This is a genomic window from Microbacterium galbinum (assembly GCF_023101185.1).
Classification (GTDB): domain Bacteria; phylum Actinomycetota; class Actinomycetes; order Actinomycetales; family Microbacteriaceae; genus Microbacterium; species Microbacterium galbinum.
Genome location: NZ_CP078077.1, coordinates 453,605 through 471,267, shown reverse-complemented (window position 1 = coordinate 471,267; position 17,663 = coordinate 453,605). Strand labels below are relative to the sequence as shown.

Annotated in this window: 12 protein-coding genes and 1 other RNA gene; 11 read left to right on the top strand and 2 right to left on the bottom strand. The window is 71.6% G+C overall.

Annotation, left to right across the window (positions count from 1 at the left end):
* Positions 1-6: 6 nt before the first annotated feature.
* Complete coding sequence (locus KV396_RS02375; RefSeq protein ID WP_247625097.1) at positions 7-984, bottom strand: AAA family ATPase; 978 nt, start codon at positions 982-984, stop codon at positions 7-9.
* Between the two features lie 118 nt (positions 985-1,102).
* A complete protein-coding gene (locus tag KV396_RS02370) occupies positions 1,103-3,997 on the bottom strand; it encodes a DEAD/DEAH box helicase family protein (protein ID WP_247956709.1) in 2,895 nt (964 codons plus the stop codon).
* Between the two features lie 50 nt (positions 3,998-4,047).
* Here KV396_RS02370 and ffs point away from each other — a divergent pair.
* The 11 genes from ffs (at position 4,048) to KV396_RS02315 (ending at position 17,660) form a co-directional block, all read left to right on the top strand.
* Positions 4,048-4,144, top strand: an RNA gene (gene ffs / locus KV396_RS02365) — signal recognition particle sRNA small type.
* A gap of 41 nt (positions 4,145-4,185) precedes the next feature.
* On the top strand, positions 4,186-4,782 hold the full coding sequence (locus KV396_RS02360) for a rhomboid family intramembrane serine protease (protein ID WP_247634151.1): 597 nt from the start codon (positions 4,186-4,188) through the stop codon (positions 4,780-4,782).
* Entirely contained in the window at positions 4,779-5,459 is a 681-nt protein-coding gene (locus KV396_RS02355; protein ID WP_247956708.1) for a hypothetical protein, read from the top strand. The genes KV396_RS02360 and KV396_RS02355 overlap by 4 nt, the downstream gene beginning before the upstream one ends.
* Before the next feature lie 76 nt (positions 5,460-5,535).
* Positions 5,536-7,653, top strand: a complete 2,118-nt coding sequence (gene pta / locus KV396_RS02350) for a phosphate acetyltransferase (RefSeq protein ID WP_247956707.1) — start codon at positions 5,536-5,538, stop codon at positions 7,651-7,653.
* On the top strand, positions 7,650-8,870 hold the full coding sequence (locus tag KV396_RS02345) for an acetate/propionate family kinase (RefSeq protein ID WP_247956706.1): 1,221 nt from the start codon (positions 7,650-7,652) through the stop codon (positions 8,868-8,870). Before pta ends, KV396_RS02345 begins: the two co-directional genes overlap by 4 nt.
* A gap of 105 nt (positions 8,871-8,975) precedes the next feature.
* Positions 8,976-9,737: an HAD family hydrolase gene (locus KV396_RS02340; RefSeq protein ID WP_247956705.1), complete on the top strand. Its 762-nt coding sequence runs from the start codon at positions 8,976-8,978 to the stop codon at positions 9,735-9,737.
* Positions 9,734-12,241: a glycoside hydrolase family 65 protein gene (locus KV396_RS02335; RefSeq protein WP_247625090.1), complete on the top strand. Its 2,508-nt coding sequence runs from the start codon at positions 9,734-9,736 to the stop codon at positions 12,239-12,241. The genes KV396_RS02340 and KV396_RS02335 overlap by 4 nt, the downstream gene beginning before the upstream one ends.
* A 68-nt stretch (positions 12,242-12,309) precedes the next feature.
* Positions 12,310-14,721 carry a DNA polymerase III subunit gamma and tau gene (locus KV396_RS02330; RefSeq protein ID WP_247956704.1) on the top strand — a complete coding sequence of 804 codons (2,412 nt, stop codon included), beginning with the start codon at positions 12,310-12,312 and terminating at the stop codon, positions 14,719-14,721.
* Entirely contained in the window at positions 14,721-15,314 is a 594-nt protein-coding gene (gene recR, locus KV396_RS02325; protein WP_247625088.1) for a recombination mediator RecR, read from the top strand. The genes KV396_RS02330 and recR overlap by 1 nt, the downstream gene beginning before the upstream one ends.
* A gap of 22 nt (positions 15,315-15,336) precedes the next feature.
* On the top strand, positions 15,337-16,260 hold the full coding sequence (locus KV396_RS02320) for a DMT family transporter (RefSeq protein WP_247956703.1): 924 nt from the start codon (positions 15,337-15,339) through the stop codon (positions 16,258-16,260).
* Between the two features lie 119 nt (positions 16,261-16,379).
* On the top strand, positions 16,380-17,660 hold the full coding sequence (locus tag KV396_RS02315) for an aspartate kinase (RefSeq protein ID WP_247625086.1): 1,281 nt from the start codon (positions 16,380-16,382) through the stop codon (positions 17,658-17,660).
* Positions 17,661-17,663: the final 3 nt, after the last annotated feature.

Sequence of the window (17,663 nt, the reverse complement as noted above, 5' to 3'; positions counted from 1 at the left end):
ACTGTCTCAGACGCGGCTCGCGACGGGCACGCGCACGCGCTCGACGATGTGCGCGAGGGCCGTCTCGATGGGCTGGGCGCCCGCGCGGTGCGCACCGCGGGCGGGCAGCAGCCGGTGCGCGAACACCGGGATGAGGAGGGCGGTGACGTCGTCGGGGATCACGAAGTCGCGGCCGTCGAGCGCCGCCCACACCTTCGCGGCACGGATCAGCTGCAGCGTCGCGCGGGGGCTCGCCCCGAGGTGCAGGCTCGGGTCGGTGCGCGTGGCCTGCGCGAGGGCGACCGTGTACTCCTCGAGCGCGGGCGCCACGTGCACGGCGCGGGCCCAGGCGATGAGCTGCGAGATCGAGCCGGCATCGGCGACCGCCGCGACGGCCGCGAGCGGGTTCACCACGTCGCGCTGTCGGATCATGAGGGCCTCGGCCGCGGCATCCGGGTACCCCATCGAGATGCGCATCATGAAGCGGTCGCGCTGCGCCTCGGGCAGGGCGTACGTGCCCTCCATCTCGAGGGGGTTCTGGGTGGCGACGACGAGGAAGGGCGAGGGGAGCGGATGCGTCGACCCGTCGACGGTGACCTGACGCTCCTCCATGGCCTCGAGCAGTGCCGACTGCGTCTTGGGCGAGGACCGGTTGATCTCGTCGGCGATGACGATGTGCGCGAAGATCGCGCCGCGCTTGAACTCGAACTCGCGGTCGACCGGGTTGTAGACCGAGACGCCGGTCACGTCGCCCGGGAGGAGGTCGGGGGTGAACTGGATGCGTCGCACGGTCGCGTCGACGCTGGCCGCGAGGGCGCGCGCCAGCATGGTCTTGCCGACCCCGGGCACGTCCTCGATGAGCAGGTGGCCCTCGGCGAGCAGGCAGATCAGCGCACTGCGCACGGCATCGGGCTTTCCGTCGATCACCTCTCCCACGGAGGCGAGGATCGCGGAGGTCTGGGCGGCGAACTGTTCGGCCGTGATCAGGGGGGAGTTGTCCGTCATGCGTTCCCTCTCGTCGGCGCTGCAGCGCGCGTTACTCGATCGTAACCCGCAGGGCATCCGCGTGGGGCTGGCAGATCGCTGTGCTTCCCGGGGCCGCGGGCGCCGCCCCGCACACCCCTCAGCCCCAGACGCGGGCGCGGGGCCGTGCGACGTCGACACGGCCCTCGCTGCTGCGGGCGACGCGGAGCAGGGCGAGACCCTGCGCGCCCTGCAGCTCGTGCAGCGTGCACGTGCCGATGGCCTGCCGCCAGTGGCGCTCGAACTGCTCGGCATCGCCGCGCCGCCGTGCGATCGCGCGCGGAACCGGCAGGAGGGTGCGCCCCGGGGAGAGCCGGTCGGCGAGGCGTTCGAACAGCCGCGTCGACCCCGCGGCGCCGCGATCGATCCGCAGCAGGAAGCGGGGTGTGCGCACCGCCGCGAACAGCTCTTCGACGGCATCCGTCACCACTCGACGATCCGCGGGCATGCCGCCCAGCTCGATGCGCACTCGGGTGCGGTCGTCATCGACGTGCGCGACGATGTCGGTGTCGTCGAAGGGGCCGATGCGCCCCGCATCACGGAGGGTGCGTGCGACGACCAGGGCGGCCAGCCGGTACACCTCGGCGGGGTGGCGGCGATCGCGCAGGGTGCGCCCGAGCAGGGGCAGGAGCGTCGTCGCGGCGGCCAGCGCCCCACCGGCCGCGACGAGCGCGGCTCCGAGCGCCGGGTGCACCGCGAGTCCCTGACCCGCCAGGACGGCGAGCAGCAGGCCGACGCCGAGCGCCCCGCCCACGGCGGAGGTCGCGCCGTCGGCGCGCGCGACCTGGGTGGTGCGCAGCAGGGGAGCCGCCGCGACCTGCCGCACCGTGATCTCGTCGCGTTCGCGGGACGTGTACGGCTCGCCGATGCGCCACTCGGCGCGCGTGGTCGCGCGCGCCGGCCACGCGGCGCGCAGCAGATCATCGACGCCGCGGATGGAGGCATCCGGATGCTTGTCGAGCACCGCCTCGAACGCCTGGGCCGCTGCCGAGGGCAGTGCGTGCGCGAGTCCGCTGACGATCCGACCGTCGCCGTCGGCGTTCAGGCCCCACAGATGCGAGTGCTTGCGGCGCAGACGATCCGGCTCGCTCGCGTCGTCGAGTGCGACATCGGCGGGGATCAGGCACGCCACCGACCAGTTGTGCGCCACCTTCTCGGGCCACCCCGGATCGAGGCGCAGGGTGCGGCCCCGCAACTGCTGCGTCGCCGATGACGTCGCGACCGCGGTGAGGTCGATGAGGGTGTTCACGGCGGGGCAGTCCCATCCCTCGCCGAGCAGGCCACGGGTACCCACGAGCACGCGCACCTCACCGCGACGGATCAGCTCCGAGACCGCGGCGACGATGCGTCCGCTGCCGGCGCCGGACGTGCGCAGGTCGCGCGTGGCCCCGGCGGCGTCGCCGATATCGACCGTCACCCCGAGCAGATCCGCGAGCGCGGCTGCGAGCGTCGCGGCGTCGTCGGCGCGCACGCGCAGGTACTGCGCGGTCAGCAGCACCGGCCGCAGCCCCGCGACGACGGGATCGGCGACGAGGGCGTCGAAGGTGCGCAGCGCTCCGGCCGCGGCATCCGCACCGCGCCGATTGCCGTGCGTCACGAAGTCGGTGACGACGACGGCACGGACGCGTTCGCCGTCGTCGCTCGCGAGCTCGCGGTGCAGGATCTCGACGGCGGCGGCATCCTTCGCCTCCGACGAGGCCAGTGTCGTCTCGACCGGGTTGCGCCCGCGGCGCAGCCCGCGGTCGGTGAGCAGGTAGCCGAAGTCGGCGAGCGAGCGCCGCACGTGCTCCCACTGGTTCGCGGCCGAGGGATCGGCCAGCAGGCGCGCCTGCGCGAACCGCACGAGGACGGTGAGCAGATCGTCGGTCGTGCAGCGGTCGAGGAGCACCTGTGGGATGGCGGCGACGAGCGGATGCTGCGGCACGACCTCGCGCAGCACCACCGCGCACGAGCGGGTGAGGGCGAAGTCCGCGGACAGTGCCCGATCGATGCGGGCGAGCGGGTCTTCGTCGGGCGGTCCGTTGGCGGGCTGCAGCTGCTCCTCGAGGAAGGAGATGCCGTCGGGGGTCGACAGCACGTCGACGATCATCGAGTGCAGTAGCGCCTCGTGCCGGCGGATGAAACCGGCCTCCGCCGGCGTCGGTTCGGTGAGGAGAACGAAGTCGCGGTACGGGGCGAGGTGCCCCTCCTTCACCACCGCCGGGGTCGGGACCTCGTAGTCGACCTCTCCGAGCAGTTGGCTGTAGTTCTCGTACTCCGTCTCGTCGTCCGGCGACGGCAGGGTGGCGGTGAGACCGATCAGCAGCGGCTCGACCCCCGTCTCGCGGATGCGCGCGGCGAGGTACGCCACGACCAGGGCCCAGTGGTCGAGCAGGTGGTGGCACTCGTCGAGCACGACCGTGCGCACCCCGGCGGCGACGAGGCGGTCGATGAGCGCCGCGGCGTTCGGATGCAGCACGCGCGCGAGCTCGGCGGGATTGCGCCGGGCGAACTGCGAGCGCAATCGGCGCGTGCGACGACGGATGCCGGAACGGTACTGCGCCGGATTGTCGATCGCGAACTCGGCGAGCCAGGTCGCGGCATCGGCGTCGCTGCGCCCCGCCTCGACCAGTTCCTCGGCCCACACCACCCGCGCCAGGTCGTCGAAGGGCGAGCCGTCGCCGGTGACGCTGAGCGCCTGGTACGTGAGAGCGGTGAGGTCGGCGATCCTCTCCGGGTCGTCCGACACGGCGCGGGCATCCGGGGCGAGATCGACGGCGGTGCGCACCCATTGCTGACGGATCGTGACGGTCGGGGCGAGGACGAGGGTCCGATGGCGTTCGCGCGCCGCGAGCAGCAGACCCAGCAGGGTCTTGCCCGATCCGGGAGGGGCGACGACGTGCAGCGGGTCCCGACCGCCGACCGGCAGCCGGGTGAGGACCTCGGCCTGGTACGTGCGCAGTTCGCCCGTGAAAATCCAGCCCGTGAGCGGGGAGGCGACGGGCTCGGGCGGCATGATCTCCCCAGTCTGTCAAAAGGTGCGCCCGCTCATCGGTTAGACTTGTCGACGGCTCTCCGCGTGGCGGCATCCAGGCCAATTCCCCCAGGGCGGAAACGCAGCAAGGGTAACCGGGCTCTGCTGGGTGCGCGGAGGGTCACTTTCTTTTTCAGCCTCCTCCGGGGCTGTCCTGTCAGGATCGTGATGTGACCGGCGCCACCACTCCTCCGCGGCAGAACGCTCTCTCGCGCTTCGCCTCACCCGTGCTGCTCCTCGCCGCGATGTGGGCGATCCAGTTCGCCGACGCGCTCCTGCCGGGTTCGTTCACGGGGTTCGGCATCCGCTCCTGGGATCCCGAGGGTCTGCTCGGCATCGTGCTCGGGCCGCTGCTGCACGCGAACTGGGCGCACCTGATCGGCAACTCCGTGCCGTTCCTCGTGCTCGGACTGCTCGTCGCGGTCGAGGGCACCCGCAGATTCTGGACGGTCACCGCGATCGTCGCCGTCGTCGGCGGCCTCGGCACCTGGGTCTTCAACGCCCCGGGAACGGTGACGGTCGGGGCATCCGTGCTCGTGTTCGGCTACTTCGGCTACACGGTCGTGCGGGTCTTCGCGCCGGGCCGCGTCGCCCATCGCATCGGATACGCCGTCATCGCGCTCGTCGTGATCGGCGTGTACGGGGCGACGATGCTCGCGGGCGTGGTGGGCGTGAGCCAGGGCATCTCGTGGCAGGCGCACCTGTTCGGGGCGATCGGCGGCGCGCTCGCCGTGTTCGTCGGGCGACGCGGGGGCTCCGCGGAGTGAGCGCGCCGCGGTCGCGCTCGCGCACACCCGCTCGACGCCGGAAGAAGCGTCGGCCCGCGGCCCGGCGCCGACCGGGCGTCCGCGCACGGGCCGCCCGGCGTCGGCGGCGGATGCTGGTGCTCCGGCGTGTGCTGATCGGGGCCGTCGCCGTCGCGCTCTTCGCCGGGATCGCCGTGCTCGTGCCCCTCGGGCTCGCGCACGAGAAGCCCCTCGCGATCTGCGCGAGCGACCCGCGCACCTACCCCTCGGCCGGCATCGAGGGGTGGCGCGGGGAGCAGCTCGAGAACGCCGCGACGATCATGGCGACGGCATCCGCCCTGGGCTTCGCGCGCGACGGGCAGATCCTGGGCGTGATGACCGCGATGGGCGAGAGCAGCCTGCGCAACATCGATTACGGCGACTGGGAGACGAGCGGATTCACGAACCCCGACGGCTCGCGCACCACGAGCATCGGCCTGTTCCAGCAGCAGGAGTGGTGGGGGAGCGTCGAGCAGCGCATGGATCCCGCCACGTCCGCGACGCTGTTCTACGAGCGGTTGGCGCGGGTGCCGGGGTGGTCCTCGATGGATCCGTCGCTCGCGATCCATCGCGTGCAGATCAACCTCGATCCCACGTACTACTCCCGCTACGCAGCCGATGCGACCGCCGTCGTCGACGCGCTGTCGGCACCGTGTTGACCTCCGGGAATCACGCGGGGATTAAGTCCGGTCCGCTCCCAGGGCGTGCCGAGTGAGGTGCGCCTAAGCTGGAACCGTGGCGCGGAGCATCTACATCACCTCGGCCGAAGGCCATACCGGAAAATCGACGATCGCCCTCGGCGTGCTCGACGCGCTCATGCGGGTCACCCCGCGGGTCGGCGTGTTCCGGCCGATCGCGCGCTCGGTCACCGAGCGCGACGAGATCCTCGAGCTGCTGCTCGCCCACGACGGCGTGCACCTCGACTACGAAGACTGCATCGGCGTCAGCTACGACGACATGCGCCACGACCCGGAGCACGCGCTGTCGACGATCGTCGCGCGGTTCAAGGCCGTCGAAGCGCAGTGCGATGCCGTGGTGATCATCGGCAGCGACTACACCGACGTCGCCAGCCCTGCTGAGCTCGGCGTCAACGCCCGCATCGCCGCGAACCTCGGAGCTCCGGTTCTGCTCGTGCTGTCGGGACGCGACCAGCAGCGCCAGGCCGAGCAGCTCGGCACCACGACCGCGCGGGTGCCGGCCGCGGTCGGGCAGATCGCCGCACTCGCACTCACGGAGCTCGAGCAGGAGCGCGCCGAGCTGTTCGCCGCGATCGTCAACCGCTCGGACCCCGCCGAGCTCGACGCCATCATCGAGGCGGTGCGCGGGGTGCGTCCGGGCAAGAGCACGCCCGTCTGGGCGATCCCCGAGGACCGTACGCTCGTGGCGCCGTCGATCCGCGGCATCCTCGCCGCCGTCGACGGCCGTCTCATCAAGGGCGACGAGGGGCGGCTGACCCGCGAGGCGCTGTCGATCGTCGTCGCCGGCATGTCGATGGTCAACGTGCTGCCGCGCATCACCGAGGAGTCCGTCGTCGTGATTCCGGCCGACCGCACCGAGGTGCTGCTCGCGACGCTTCTCGCCGACGCCTCCGGCACCTTCCCCCGCGTCAGCGGCATCATCCTGAACGGGCCCTTCGACCTTCCCGAGCCGATCACGCAGCTGCTCGACGGATTCCCCTCGACGGTGCCGATCATCGCCACCGATCTCGGCACCTACGACACCGCCGTGCGGGTCATGGGCGCGCGCGGCCGGCTCTCCGCCGACTCGCGCGCGCGGTACGACCGGGCGCTCGGACTCTTCCAGACGCATGTCGACATCGCCGAGCTCGCGACGCAGCTCGGGCTCGCCGAATCGCGGGTCGTGACCCCGCTGATGTTCGAGTACGGCCTCATCGAGCGCGCCCGCGCCGACCGCCGGCGCATCGTGCTGCCCGAGGGCGGCGACGACCGGATCCTGCGCGCGGCCGCCACGCTGCTGGCCCGCGAGGTCGCCGACCTCGTGATCCTCGGCGACGAGGCCGCCGTGCGAGCCCGCGCGGTCGAGCTCGGCATCGACATCGCCGCGGCCCAGGTGATCAGCCCCACCGATCCCGAGTACGTCGCCCGGTTCGCCGAGGAGTACGCACGACTGCGGGCGCACAAGGGCATCACCCTCGCGCAGGCCGCCGACACCGTGACCGACGTCTCGTACTTCGGCACGATGATGGTGCACCTGGGTCTCGCCGACGGCATGGTCTCGGGAGCGGCGCACACGACGGCGCACACGATCCGACCCTCCTTCGAGATCATCAAGACGAAGCCGGGCGTGAACGTCGTCTCGAGCGTGTTCCTCATGGCTCTCGCCGACCGGGTGCTCGTCTACGGCGACTGCGCCGTCATCCCCGATCCCACGAGCGTCCAGCTCGCCGACATCGCGATCTCGTCGGCGGCGACCGCCCGCCAGTTCGGGATCGATCCGCGCGTCGCGATGCTGTCGTACTCGACCGGCGAGTCCGGGTCGGGAGCCGACGTCGACAAGGTGCGCGAGGCCACGGCGCTCGTGCGCGAGCGCGCTCCCGAGCTGCTCGTCGAGGGGCCGATCCAGTACGACGCGGCCGCCGATGCCGCCGTCGCGAAGGCGAAGCTGCCCGATTCCGCGGTCGCGGGTCGCGCCACCGTGTTCGTCTTCCCCGACCTGAACACGGGCAACAACACCTACAAGGCCGTCCAGCGCTCCGCCGGCGCGGTCGCGATCGGACCGGTCCTGCAGGGACTCAACAAGCCGATCAACGACCTCTCGCGCGGCGCGCTGGTCGAGGACATCGTCAACACCGTGGCGATCACCGCCATCCAGGCGCAGGGAGAGACCGCATGAGCGCGATCCTCGTGATCAACAGCGGCTCGTCGTCGCTGAAGTACAGCCTCCTCGACATCGAGCGCGAGCACGAGCTCGCCTCGGGCCTCATCGAGAGGATCGGTCAGGACACCGGTGCGGCCTCGCACACGGTGCGGCCCGACACCGATGCGGATGCCGTGCCCACGATGCTCGACGCGACGTACAGCGACGAGCGCTCGATCCCCGATCATCATGCGGCCTTCGCGGTGATGCTCGAGCAGTTCGCCGAGCACGGACCCTCTCTCGCCGAGCATCCGCCGGTCGCCGTCGGGCACCGCGTCGTGCACGGCGGGGCCCGCTTCTTCGCGCCGACCCTGATCGATGCCGACGTCGAGCGGCAGATCGAGGAGCTGTCGGTACTCGCGCCCCTGCACAATCCGGCCAACCTCGCCGGCATCCTCGCGGCGCAGGCCGTCTTCCGCGGCGTGCCGCACGTCGCCGTGTTCGACACCGCGTTCCATCAGACGCTGCCCGCTGCGGCCTACACCTACGCGATCGACGCCGAGCTGGCGAAGCAGCACCGCGTGCGGCGCTACGGCTTCCACGGCACCAGTCACCAGTTCGTCAGCGAGTCGGCCGCGGCGTACCTCGGCCGCGACCTCGGCGACCTGCGCCAGCTCGTGTTCCACCTGGGCAACGGAGCGTCGGTCACCGCGATCGACGGAGGGCGCTCGGTCGAGACGTCGATGGGACTGACCCCGCTCGAGGGCCTGGTGATGGGCACCCGCTCCGGAGACCTCGACCCGGCGGCTCTGGTGCACCTGTCGCGTCGCGCCGGCCTCTCGATCAACGAGCTCGATGCGCTGCTGAACACCCGCAGCGGACTGCAGGGCCTCGCCGGACGCAGCGACATGCGCGACATCCTCGCGGGCGTCGATGCGGGGGAGGAGGCGGCGACCCTCGCCTTCGACGTCTACGTGCACCGCCTGCGCGCCTACGCCGGGGCGTACATCGCCCAGCTCGGCGGCGTCGACGTGATCTCGTTCACCGCCGGCGTCGGCGAGAACGCCGCCCGGGTGCGCGCGGAGGCCCTCGCGACCCTCGGATTCGCCGGCGTGGAGGTCGATCAGGCACGCAACGCCGAGCGCGGTCGCGGCATCCGGAGGATCTCCACGGATGCCTCGACGGTGACGGTTCTGGTGGTCCCGACGAACGAGGAACTGCAGATCGCCCGGCAGACCGCCGACATGCTCTGAGCGCACGCATTCCACAGGGGTTATTCTGGGGCGCGGCTCCCCATTACGCTGTCATGGTGGCACGGAGGAGTGCCGAAACCCTCGACCTTCTCCCTGGAGGCTTCTGTGCCGGAAAACCTGCCCGATCTGCTCGCCGCAGAAGGGGTGCTGTTCGACCTCGACGGCGTGCTCACGCCGACGGCAGAGGTCCACATGCGGGCCTGGAAAGCCGTGTTCGACGACGTGTTCGCCGAGTGGGGCATCACGCCGGCCTACACCGACGCCGACTACTTCGACTACGTCGACGGCAAGAAGCGCTACGACGGCGTCGCGAGCCTGATGCACAGCCGCAACGTCGAGATCCCCTGGGGCGACGTCGACGACCCGCCCTCCGCCGACACCATCTGCGGCATCGGCAACCGCAAGAACGACGCCTTCGCCGCCGAGCTGCGCCGTGACGGCATCGCCCCGTACCCGGGCTCGCTCGCGCTGGTCCAGCGCCTGCACGCGGCCGGGGTGCCGCTCGGTGTGGTGTCGAGCTCGAAGAACGCCGAAGAGGTCCTCGCCGCGGCCGACCTCCGCTCGTACTTCCGCATCGTGGTCGACGGCGTCGTCGCCGAGCGCGACGGCCTGGCGTCCAAGCCCGCGCCCGACATGTTCCGCGCCGGCGCCGTGGCGCTCGGCGTCGACCCCGCTCGCAGCGTCGCCGTCGAGGACGCGACCTCGGGCGCGGCATCCGCATCGGCCGCCGGGTACGCGCACGTCGTCGGCGTCGACCGCGGCACCGGGGCCGACGCCCTGCGAGCCGCGGGCGCCACCGTCGTCGTCGACGACCTCGACCGCTTCCTCCCGACCACCCCGAACTCTGCACCGGAGACCACCGCATGATCGACCGCGACCGCTTCCCCGTCGACCCGTGGCGCCTCATCGAGACGCGCTACTCCGAGGAGGGCGTCGGCGAGACGCTGTTCTCGATCGGCAACGGATACCTCGGTCTCCGGGGCAATCACATCGAGGGCCGCGGGGCTCACGAGCACGGCACCTTCATCAACGGGCTGCACGAGACGTGGCCGATCCGTCACGCCGAGCAGGCCTACGGCTTCGCCGAGGTGGGCCAGACCATCGTCAACGCCCCCGACGCCAAGGTCATGCGCGTCTACGTCGACGACGAGCCGATCTCGTTCGACGAGGCGGATGTGCGCGAGTACCGCCGCACCCTCGACATGCGCACGGGTGTGCTCGAGCGTCTCGTCGTGTGGGAGACGCCGTCGGGCAAGCGCGTGCGCATGCGCGACGAGCGCATCGTCAGCTTCGAGGAGCGCCACCTCGCGATCCTGCGCCTCGAGGTCGTCGTCGAGAACTCCGACGCTCCCGTCACGATCAGCTGCCAGATCCTCAACCGCCAGGACGGTGCGGGCGTCTACGCCGGCACCCCGACCCAGGCCCAGAAGCCGGGCTTCGACCCGCGCAAGGCCGAGAAGATCGCCGATCGGGTGCTCGAGCCCGGTGAGCACTGGCAGGACGGCCTGCGCTCGGCGCTGTCGTACCGCGTCGCCGACTCCGGCATGACCGTCGCCGTCGTCGCCGACCACATCCTCGAGACCGAGAACGAGTACAGCGCCCGCGCCCTCGTCGAGGCCGACATCGCGAAGAACGTCTTCCGGGTGCAGGCCAAGGCCGGAGTGCCGATCACCGTCACCAAGCTCGTGAGCTACCACACCTCGCGCGGGGTGCCTCCGCGCGAGCTCGTCGACCGCTGCCGCCGCTCCCTCGACCGCGTCGCCGTCGAGGGCGTCGAGACGCAGTTCCAGCGTCAGCGCGACTGGCTCGACGCGTTCTGGGAGCGCAGCGACGTGCAGATCGGCGGTCACGACGACCTGCAGCAGGCGACCCGCTGGTGCCTCCTCCAGCTCGCGCAGGCCGCGGCCCGCGCCGACGGCACCGGAGTCCCCGCCAAGGGCGTCTCCGGGTCGGGGTACAGCGGCCACTATTTCTGGGACACCGAGATCTACGTGCTCCCGTTCCTCGCGTACACGTCGCCGCAGTGGGCGCGCAACGCGCTGCGCGCCCGCGTGCTGATGCTGCCGGCGGCGCGTCGGCGTGCGGCCCAGCTCAACGAGGCGGGGGCGCTCTTCCCCTGGCGCACGATCAACGGTGAGGAGGCCTCGGCCTACTACGCCGCGGGCACGGCGCAGTACCACATCAACGCCGACGTGAGCTTCGCGCTGGGCAAGTACGTACGCGCGACGGGAGACACCGAGTTCCTCCGCCGCGAGGGCGCCGACGTCGCGGTCGAGACCGCGCGCCTGTGGGCGACGCTCGGCTTCTGGCGCTCGGCGCAGGTGGTCGAGAACGCGGATGCCGCCGACGGTCTGCAGACCTTCCATATCCACGGCGTCACCGGTCCCGACGAGTACACGACCGTCGTGAACGACAATCTCTACACGAACGTGATGGCCCGCTACAACCTCCGCTTCGCGGCCGAGGTCGTGCGCGAGATCCGCGAGACGTACCCCGAGGACTACCGCGACCTCGTCGAGCGCACGGGCCTGTTCGAGGGGGAGGCGGAGTCGTGGGAGCGCGCCGCCGAGGCGATGTTCATCCCCTACAGCGAGAGCCTGGGCATCCACCCGCAGGACTCCCTGTTCCTCGAGCGCGAGGTCTGGGACCTGGCGCACACCCCGTCGTCGCAGCGTCCGCTGCTGCTGCACTTCCACCCGCTGGTGATCTACCGGTTCCAGGTGCTCAAGCAGGCGGATGTCGTGCTCGCGCTGTTCCTGCAGGGCAACCACTTCTCGCCCGAGGAGAAGCGCGCCGACTTCGACTACTACGACCCGCTCACCACGGGTGACTCGACGCTCTCGGCGGTCGTGCAGTCGATCCTCGCGGCCGAGGTCGGGTACCAGGACCTCGCGCTGAAGTACTTCGAGGAATCGATCTTCGTCGACCTCCACGACCTGCACAACAACGCGGCCGACGGTGTGCACGTGGCCTCCGCCGGTGGCGTGTGGACCGCGCTCGTGTGCGGTTTCGGCGGCATGCGCGACTACGAGGGCGAGCTGAGCTTCGACCCGCGTCTGCCCGCGGCCTGGCCCTCGCTGACCTTCCCGATGAAGTGGAAGGAGTCCGAGGTCACGGTCACGATCACGGCCCATGAACTGCGTCTGCGGGTGCGCTCCGGCGCACCGGTGCCGTTCACGGTGCGCGACGAGGCCTACATCGCGACCGAGGGTGAAGAGGTCGTCGTCCCGCTCGCCGATCAGGGCCCGCTGATCCCCGGTCGCCCGACGCTGCGCCAGTTCGCCGACGCCCGTCGCGAGGATGGAACGCGCCTCTCGGCATCCGTCCCGGTGATCACCACGTCGATCCCGGTGCTCGCACCGCCGGAGTGATCGCTCGCGGCAGGTGCGTCTCCGGACGCACCTGCCGCGATGTCCGTGGCACGCCGTAGGCTGTTCTGGTGACCACAGCCCTCTATCGCCGCTACCGCCCCGAGACGTTCGGCGAGATGATCGGGCAGTCCCAGGTGACCGACCCGCTCATGACCGCGCTGCGCGGCGACCGCGTCGGCCACGCCTACCTCTTCTCCGGCCCGCGCGGGTGCGGCAAGACCACGTCGGCGCGCATCCTCGCGCGGTGCCTGAACTGCGCCGAGGGGCCGACCGACGTCCCCTGCGGCACCTGCCCCAGCTGCGTCGAGCTCTCGCGTGCCGGTGGCGGATCGCTCGACGTGGTCGAGATCGACGCCGCGAGCCACAACGGCGTCGACGACGCGCGCGACCTGCGCGAGCGGGCGACCTTCGCCCCGAGCCGCGACCGGTTCAAGATCTTCATCCTCGACGAGGCGCACATGGTGACGCCGCAGGGCTTCAACGCGCTGCTCAAGCTCGTCGAAGAGCCGCCGCCGCACGTCAAGTTCATCTTCGCGACCACCGAGCCCGAGAAGGTGCTCGGCACGATCCGATCGCGCACGCACCACTACCCGTTCCGCCTCGTGCCGCCCGCGGCCATGCTCGAGTACGTCGAGAAGCTCTGCGTCGAAGAGGGCGTCGTGGTCGAGCAGGGTGTGCTGCCGCTCGTCGTGCGCGCCGGTGGCGGCTCGCCGCGCGACACGCTCTCGCTGCTCGATCAGCTCATCGCCGGCTCCGACTCGCCCGCGGGCTCCGAGACGGTCACGGTCGCGTACGCACGCGCCGTCGCCCTCCTCGGCTACACGCACGCGGCCCTGCTCGACGAGATCGTCGACGCCCTGGCGATCGCCGACGCGGCGACCGCATTCCCCGCCATCGACCGCGTGGTGCAGACCGGTCAGGACCCGCGCCGCTTCGTCGACGACCTGCTCGAGCGCCTGCGCGATCTCATCGTGATCGCCGCCGTCGGCAACGGCGCCTCCGCCGTGCTCCGCGGCATCGCCGATGACGAGCTCGAGCGCATGCGCACGCAGGCGGCCGCCTTCGGCGCCGCACGACTTTCGCGCACCGCCGACGTCGTCAGCGCCGCGCTCGACGACATGTCGGGAGCCACCTCGCCGCGACTGCACCTCGAGCTCATGGTCGCCCGCGTGCTGGCCGGGGGAGCGGATGCCGCGGCCGGGGTCGCGCCCGCTGCCGCCGTCGCGCCCGCAGCAGCGGCACAGCCGCACGCCGCTCCGCGACCGTCGGCTGCATCTGCATCTGCGCCTGCACCTGCACCGCAGCCCGCAGCTCCGGCCGCCGCTGCCCCGGCCGCGCCGGTCGCAGCACCCACCGCAGCCGCGGCCCCGACGTCCACGCCCGAAGAGGTGGCTGCCTCCGCTGCACCGGCTGCTGCCGTCGCCGAGCCCGCCGCCGAGCCCCCTGCTGCCGTCGCTGAGCCGGCCGCTGCCGCTGCCGCCGCCGAGCCCGCGCCCGCCGCGGCACCATCGGGTCCGGTGACGCTCGATCGCATCGTCGCCGCGTGGCCGGCCGTGCTCACGCGCCTCGAGAGCATCAGCCGCTCGTCGTGGCTGGTCGTCACCACCGTGCAGCCCCTGGCGTACGACACCGAGTCCGAGGTCCTCACGATCGGTTTCGCGAGCCAGCACGATGTCGCGAAGTTCAAGGGAACCACGCCGGGCTCAGGCACCTCCGATCACCTGCGCACCGCTCTCCAGCAGGAGCTCGGTGTGATCGTCAAGTACCGGCCGGCCCCGCTTCCGGCCGGCGGTGCCGCGTCGACCGGCGGCGCACCGCGTTCGGGGGGATCCTCGGGGTCCGCAGGCGGTGCCCAGGCCCCGGCCGAGCCCGCCCCGACGGAGCCTGCCCCTGCGGGTTCCTCCCGACCGCAGAGCCCGCGCCCCTCGTCCGCTCCCGCGCCCGCTGCGGTGACCGAGTGGGCCGTGGCCGCGATCCCGACCTCCGACACCGCGCCCGAAGCGGTGACGACCCCGGTCGGCCCCGGATCCTCCCTGCCGGTCGACGACGAGCCCGAAGAGGTCGAGGCTGCGGCATCCGCGCCCGTCCCTCCGACCGACGGCACGATCGATCGCGACGAGCCGCCGCTTCCCGGCGACGACGAGGCGCCCTTCCCCGACGACGAGCCGCCGTACGACCCCTCGTACGAGCCCGCTCCGCACTCGGCCCCGCCGGTACCGGTCTCCGCCGCGCGGGTGCCCGCCGCGTCAGCGGCACCGGCACCGGCACCTGCCGCACCTACACCCGCCGGCGCACCGTCCTCCGCCGCGCCCGCGAGCGCCCCGGCGCGGGTCGCCTCGGCCCACGCCGCTCCGCGCGTCACCGAGCGTGCGCCGGCGCCCGGGGGAGTGCAGCGCTACGGCGAGGCCGTGATCCGCCAGGTGCTCGGCGCGACGTTCGTGCGCGAAGAGCCCTATGAGCCCCCGACGAGGTTCGCCTGATGTACGACGGAATCGTTCAAGAGCTGATCGACGAGTTCGGGCGCCTGCCCGGCATCGGTCCGAAGTCCGCGCAGCGGATCGCGTTCCACATCCTGCAGACGCCGACGTTCGACGTCGCTCGACTGTCGGAACTGCTCAGCGACATCCGCACGCGCGTGCGCTTCTGCGAGGTGTGCGGCAACGTGGCCGAGCAGGAGCGGTGCGCGATCTGCCGCGACCCGCGCCGCAACCAGGCGCTCATCTGCGTGGTCGAGGATGCGAAGGACGTCGCGGCGATCGAGCGCACGCGCGAGTTCCGCGGGCTCTACCACGTGCTCGGCGGAGCGATCAGCCCGATCGCCGGCATCGGCCCCGACGATCTCCGCATCGCTCAGCTCATGAGCCGCCTCGCCGACGGCACGGTGCAGGAGGTCATCCTCGCCACCAACCCGAACCTCGAGGGCGAGGCCACCGCGAGCTACCTGAGCCGCTACCTCACCACGATGCAGATCACGGTCTCGCGCCTCGCCTCGGGGCTCCCCGTGGGCGGCGATCTCGAGTACGCCGACGAGGTCACCCTCGGCCGCGCCTTCGAAGGGCGGCGCGTGCTGTGACGACCCCTCGCGCGGTTCGACGATGAACGCGCAGCACACCGGATTCTCGCGACGCGGATGGCTGCTCTTCGGGGCCATGGCTCTGCTGTGGGGCGTGCCGTACCTGTTCATCAGCATCGCGGTCGAGTCGTTCTCGCCGCCCGCGATCGTCGCCGGGCGCACGCTCATCGCCGCGCTCCTCCTGCTGCCCTTCGCGCTGCGCAACGGCGCGTTGAAGGCGGCATGGAAGCACTGGCCCTGGGTGCTCGCGTTCGGCGCCGTCGAGATGGCGGGTCCCTTCCTGCTCCTCGGGCACGCCGAGATGACGCTGCCGTCGGGCATGACCGGCCTCCTCGTCGCGACCGTGCCGCTGTTCGCCGCGCTCATCGCGCTCGGCGGCGGTGATCGCGGAGTGCTCAAGCCGGCGCGATCGATCGGACTGATCGTCGGGTTCCTCGGTGTCGCGATCGTCGTCGCGGGCCCCGGCCTGTTCGGCGGCGAGGTCAGCCTGCTCGCCGCCGGTGAGGTGCTGCTCGTCGCGGTGCTGTACGCCACCGCCCCGTTCATCGTCGCGCGCAAGCTCGCCGACGTGCCCTCCCTCGGAACGATCACGCTCTCGCTCCTCATGATCGGCGTCTTCTACCTCCCGATCGGCCTGCTCACCCAGCACGAGGTGCCGACCCTCCCCGCGATCGGCGCCCTGCTCGCCCTCGCGGTGATCTGCACCGCGGTCGCGTTCCTCGCCTTCTTCGCGCTCATCCGCGAGGTCGGTCCCGTGCGCGCCCCGCTGTTCACCTACGTGAACCCGATCGTCGCGATCGTGCTCGGCGCGATCGTGCTCGCCGAGCCGCTCACCCCCGGGTTGCTGATCGGCTTCCCGCTCGTGATCGCCGGATGCTGGTTCGCCGCCACCGGCGGACGGCTGCGGCCGCCGGCATCCGCTCTCCCTCCTCCCGCTGCGCCCTGACGGCCGGCCCCGACCGATATCGTCCGGCCCCGGCAGCGGCGTCACATGCACAGCGGAGCATATGGCGCGATCGTAGAATGAGCGGTGGGCGGATCCGCCCGACATCCCCGGGAGTGAACGTGGCCCTCATCGTGCAGAAGTACGGCGGCTCATCCGTCGCCGACGCAGAGAGCATCAAGCGCGTCGCCAAGCGCATCGTCGACACCCGTCGTGCCGGTCACGACGTCGTGGTCGCCGTCAGCGCGATGGGCGACACCACCGATGAGCTCCTCGACCTCGCGAACGAGGTGGCGCCGATCCCGGCACCGCGCGAACTCGACATGCTGCTCTCGAGCGGTGAGCGCATCTCGATGGCGCTGCTCGCGATGGCGATCCACTCGATGGGCTTCGAGGCCCGCTCGTTCACGGGCAGCCAGGCGGGCATGATCACCGACTCGCAGCACGGTGCCGCACGCATCGTCGATGTGACGCCGATCCGTCTGCGCGAGGCTCTCGACGAGGGCGCGATCGTGATCGTCGCCGGATTCCAGGGCTTCAACCGCGACACCCGCGACATCACCACGCTCGGCCGCGGCGGCTCCGACACCACCGCCGTCGCCCTCGCCGCCGCTCTCAAGGCCGACGTCTGCGAGATCTACAGCGACGTCGACGGCATCTTCACCTCCGACCCGCGCGTGGTGCCGGGTGCGCAGAAGCTCGACCACGTCTCGAGCGAGGAGATGCTCGAGCTCGCGGCCAACGGGGCGAAGGTGCTCTACATCCGCGCCGTCGAGTACGCACGCCGCCACGGCGTGCTCATCCACGCCCGGTCGTCGTTCTCGTCGGCCGAGGGTACGTACGTTTTGGGCGAGGGTATGAAGAACCCCCGCGAAGCCGAGGGAGCAGCCATGGAAGAACCGATCGTCGCCGGTGTCGCCACCGACCTCAGCCAGGCCAAGATCACCGTCGCCGGTGTGCCGGACGTGCCGGGCAAGGCGGCGGAGATCTTCAAGATCGTCGCGAAGTCGGGCGCGAACGTCGACATGATCGTGCAGAACGTCTCGGCCACCGGACGCACCGACATCTCGTTCACCGTTCCCAAGGCGGATGCCGCGGCGGCGCTGAAGGCCCTCGCCGGCGACCAGGCCGAGGTGGGCTTCCAGAACCTCGTGCACGACGACCAGATCGGCAAGCTCTCCGTCGTCGGCGCGGGCATGCGCACGCACTCCGGCGTCTCGGCCGTGCTCTTCGAGGCGCTGTCGGCCGGCGGCATCAACATCGAGATGATCTCGACCTCCGAGATCCGCATCTCGGTGGTGCTCCGCGGCAGCGACCTGCTCGAGGCCGCGCGCACGGTGCACACCGCCTACGGCCTCGACGGCGACACCGAAGCGGTCGTCCACGCCGGCACCGGTCGCTGACCC

Bases quoted from the DNA above. Each gene is read 5' to 3' on its own strand.
- KV396_RS02375 (WP_247625097.1), bottom strand. From the start codon at position 984: ATGACGGACAACTCCCCCCTGATCACGGCCGAACAGTTCGCCGCCCAG.
- KV396_RS02370 (WP_247956709.1), bottom strand. From the start codon at position 3,997: ATGCCGCCCGAGCCCGTCGCCTCCCCGCTCACGGGCTGGATTTTCACG.
- KV396_RS02345 (WP_247956706.1), top strand. From the start codon at position 7,650: ATGAGCGCGATCCTCGTGATCAACAGCGGCTCGTCGTCGCTGAAGTAC.
- KV396_RS02335 (WP_247625090.1), top strand. From the start codon at position 9,734: ATGATCGACCGCGACCGCTTCCCCGTCGACCCGTGGCGCCTCATCGAG.
- recR (WP_247625088.1), top strand. From the start codon at position 14,721: ATGTACGACGGAATCGTTCAAGAGCTGATCGACGAGTTCGGGCGCCTG.
- KV396_RS02320 (WP_247956703.1), top strand. From the start codon at position 15,337: ATGAACGCGCAGCACACCGGATTCTCGCGACGCGGATGGCTGCTCTTC.